This window comes from Enterorhabdus sp. P55 (genome assembly GCF_009911695.1).
Lineage (GTDB): Bacteria > Actinomycetota > Coriobacteriia > Coriobacteriales > Eggerthellaceae > Enterorhabdus.
In genome coordinates, this window is sequence record NZ_QWKK01000178.1 from 1 (window position 1) to 2,786 (window position 2,786).

General features: G+C 71.3%; 3 protein-coding genes and 1 pseudogene. 3 read left to right on the top strand and 1 reads right to left on the bottom strand.

Annotated elements, in window-relative coordinates:
• Positions 1-199 precede the first annotated feature (199 nt).
• The 3 genes from D1643_RS10485 (at position 200) to D1643_RS10495 (ending at position 2,124) form a co-directional block, all read left to right on the top strand.
• Positions 200-580 carry a hypothetical protein gene (locus tag D1643_RS10485; protein WP_160710560.1) on the top strand — a complete coding sequence of 127 codons (381 nt, stop codon included), beginning with the start codon at positions 200-202 and terminating at the stop codon, positions 578-580.
• Between the two features lie 93 nt (positions 581-673).
• Positions 674-1,189 (top strand): ferritin, encoded by a 516-nt coding sequence (locus D1643_RS10490; RefSeq protein WP_160710561.1) that lies wholly within the window; start codon positions 674-676, stop codon positions 1,187-1,189.
• A gap of 140 nt (positions 1,190-1,329) precedes the next feature.
• The gene (locus D1643_RS10495; RefSeq protein WP_160710562.1) at positions 1,330-2,124 is read left to right on the top strand and encodes a ZIP family metal transporter; all 795 of its coding nucleotides are present in this window, start codon (positions 1,330-1,332) and stop codon (positions 2,122-2,124) included.
• A gap of 391 nt (positions 2,125-2,515) precedes the next feature.
• Here the strand turns inward: D1643_RS10495 and D1643_RS10500 are convergent.
• Positions 2,516-2,786, bottom strand: a pseudogene (locus D1643_RS10500) (hypothetical protein); the annotation flags it as partial.

The window sequence follows — 2,786 nt, forward strand, 5'->3', positions numbered from 1 at the left end:
CGGGCGCCCTCGCGGGATTGGCGGGCCCGGATCCCGCCGCCTCGCTGGTGGCGCCGCCGGCCGAGGCGCTCGACCTGGCGACGCCCGCGCTGCGGCTCGACCCCGACGCGGGTCTCTCGTTCCAGCTGGCCGACGGCTGCGCCCGGGTGCGGCTGCGCGCCGAGTTCCGCTGCCGCAACGCCGGCGAGGGGCCTACGAGGTGGCGGTGCACGGCGACGGCCTGGCCCTCCAATCGCGGGGCGCGGCGTTCGACGACCCGACGTCTTCGACGCTCGCCTTCGAGCCGGGGCGCCCGGCTGGGGGCTACGTGGTGGTGGAGGTGCCGCTCAACCGGGATGCCTGGCGGCGGCGCCTCATCGGCCGCAGCTTCGACGACGAGGCCGCGCTCGAGGTGCTGTGCGAGGCCCTGCGTCTGCTGGGGGAGGGGCGCGTCGTGCCCAGCCGCCCGGGCGCGCCCGACGCCGCCTACGCCCCCGACCTCCCCGCAGCGCTGCGCGGCAGCGCGGACGAGCCGCCCCTCTCCGACGCCTTGGACGCCGGCTCCCGGCGGCTCGTCATCCCGCTGCGTCGCCTTTCCTGATTTCACGTGCGTGAAAAGTGGGGAGCGGGGTCAACTTCCCCAGGCGGCTGCGGTATCATGGCGGTAGGCTTCATCCCAGAGAAAGGACGTCCCATGGACCAGAAGGTCTACGACCTCATCAACGACCAGATCAACAAGGAGCTGTACTCGGCCTACCTGTACCTCTCTTTCGCCGACTACTACGCCGAGGAGGGCCTGGACGGCTACGCCAACTACTACGAGATCCAGGCGCAGGAGGAGCGCGACCACGCCCTCATCTTCCGCAACTACCTGCACGAGAACGGCGAGCGCGTCAAGCTGCTGGCCATCGATCAGCCCGACAAGGTGTTCTCCAACTTCATGGAGCCGCTGGAGGCCGCGCTTGAGCACGAGAAGTACGTGACCGCGCTCATCCACGCCATCTACGCGGCGGCCGAGGAGGCCAACGACTACCGCACCAAGAAGTTCCTCGGCTGGTTCATCGACGAGCAGCTGGAGGAAGAGGACAACGCTGACAGCATGATCACCCAGATGAAGCTGTTCGGCGGCGACGCGCGCAGCCTCTACGAGCTCGACCGCGAGTACGCGGCGCGCGCCTACACGGTGCCTTCCCCGCTGGCCACGGCCTAGCGGCGAGGCCCCTGCGCGGGGCGTGGCGGGCGCCAGGCGCGCTTACAGCCCCATGACGATTGTCTCGGAAGGCCGGCGATGAGCCGGCCTTCTCGTATGATGGGACGCATATCACCTGATGAGCGCTAAGGAGGCACCCCATGGAGCAGGCGCTGCTGTGGGCCGCGGCCGGCACGGGCTTCACGTTTCTCATGACCACCCTGGGATCGGCGGCGGTCTTCCTCTTCCGCGGGCGGTCGAGCGCGTTCGCCCAGCGGGTGTTTCTGGGGTTCGCGGCCGGCGTGATGATCGCGGCGTCGGTGTGGTCGCTGCTCATTCCGGCCATCGAGCGCGCGGAGGAGGCCGGCCAGCTCGGCTGGATTCCCGCCGCAGGCGGCTTTGCGCTCGGCGTGGCGTTTTTGCTCGTGCTGCACAACGTCATCCCGCACCTGCATCCCGGCGAACGCAATCCCGAGGGGCTTCCGAGCCGCTGGGAGCGTCCGACGCTGCTGTTCACGGCCGTCACGCTGCACAACATCCCCGAGGGCATGTCGGTGGGCCTGCTCTTCGCCATGGCGGGGCTCAACGGCGGCGATCCGGCAACGTTCGGCATGGCCGTGGCCCTGGCCGTGGGCATCGGCATCCAGAACGTGCCCGAGGGCGCGGCTGTCTCGCTGCCGATGCTCCAGGAGGGAATGAGCGCGCCTAAGGCGTTCGCGATGGGGTCGCTCTCGGGTTTGGCCGAGCCGGCGTTCGGCGTCCTCGTGGTGCTGTTCGCGGGGGCCATCACGCCGCTCATGCCGTGGCTGCTGGCGTTCTCGGCTGGCGCCATGATGTTCGTGGTGGTGGAGGAGCTCATCCCCGAGGCGCACCTGGGCGAGCACAGCAACGCCGGCACGCTGGCCGTGATGGTCGGCTTCCTGCTGATGATGATCCTCGACGTGGCGCTGGGCTAGCGAGCGCGGAAGACACGAGCGCGGCGCGATCGAGCGCGGGAGGCTGCGCTGCGTCGGCGCGCCCCCGCCGCGCGAGGCGGGCGAAAACGGCGCTCTCGCAGGCACCCGCGCCCGCCCTCTCGCCAGGCGCGGGCGCGCAGGCGGGCTCTCGCCTGGCGAGAGGGCATTCTGCGAAACGGCAGGGAACGAAGAGGCGGGGGTCGCTTTTGCGGCGTGCCGCCGCCTTTGTCCACCGGGAAACGGGGGCAGCACCGGGAAACGAGGGGCGGGGCTTTTGCCCATGGGCCGGGGCAAAAGCCCCGCCGTCGCATTCTGGGAGGGGCGGAATGCGCGAGGGGGGGGCGCCCGATGGACGCCCCCCCCTCGTGAAACCTTGTCGGACGTGTGCGGTCTACGCCTTGGGCTGGCCCTCATCGTCCGGGGCGGCCTCGACGACGATCGTCACCGTCTCATCGGCGGGAGCCTCCGTCACCTCGACCTCCGCCGCGGCCTCGGCCTGGGCGGCGTCGGCCGCCAGGGCAGCCACGTCGGCGGCCTCGACGGACGCCACGCCGGCAGCGTACTCTTGCGCGGCACGCGCGGCCTCGCCGGACTCGGCCGCGTTCACGGCTGCGGCGGCCTGGGCGGCCGTGGGGGCGACGGCCTGGCTGGCAGCCGCAGCA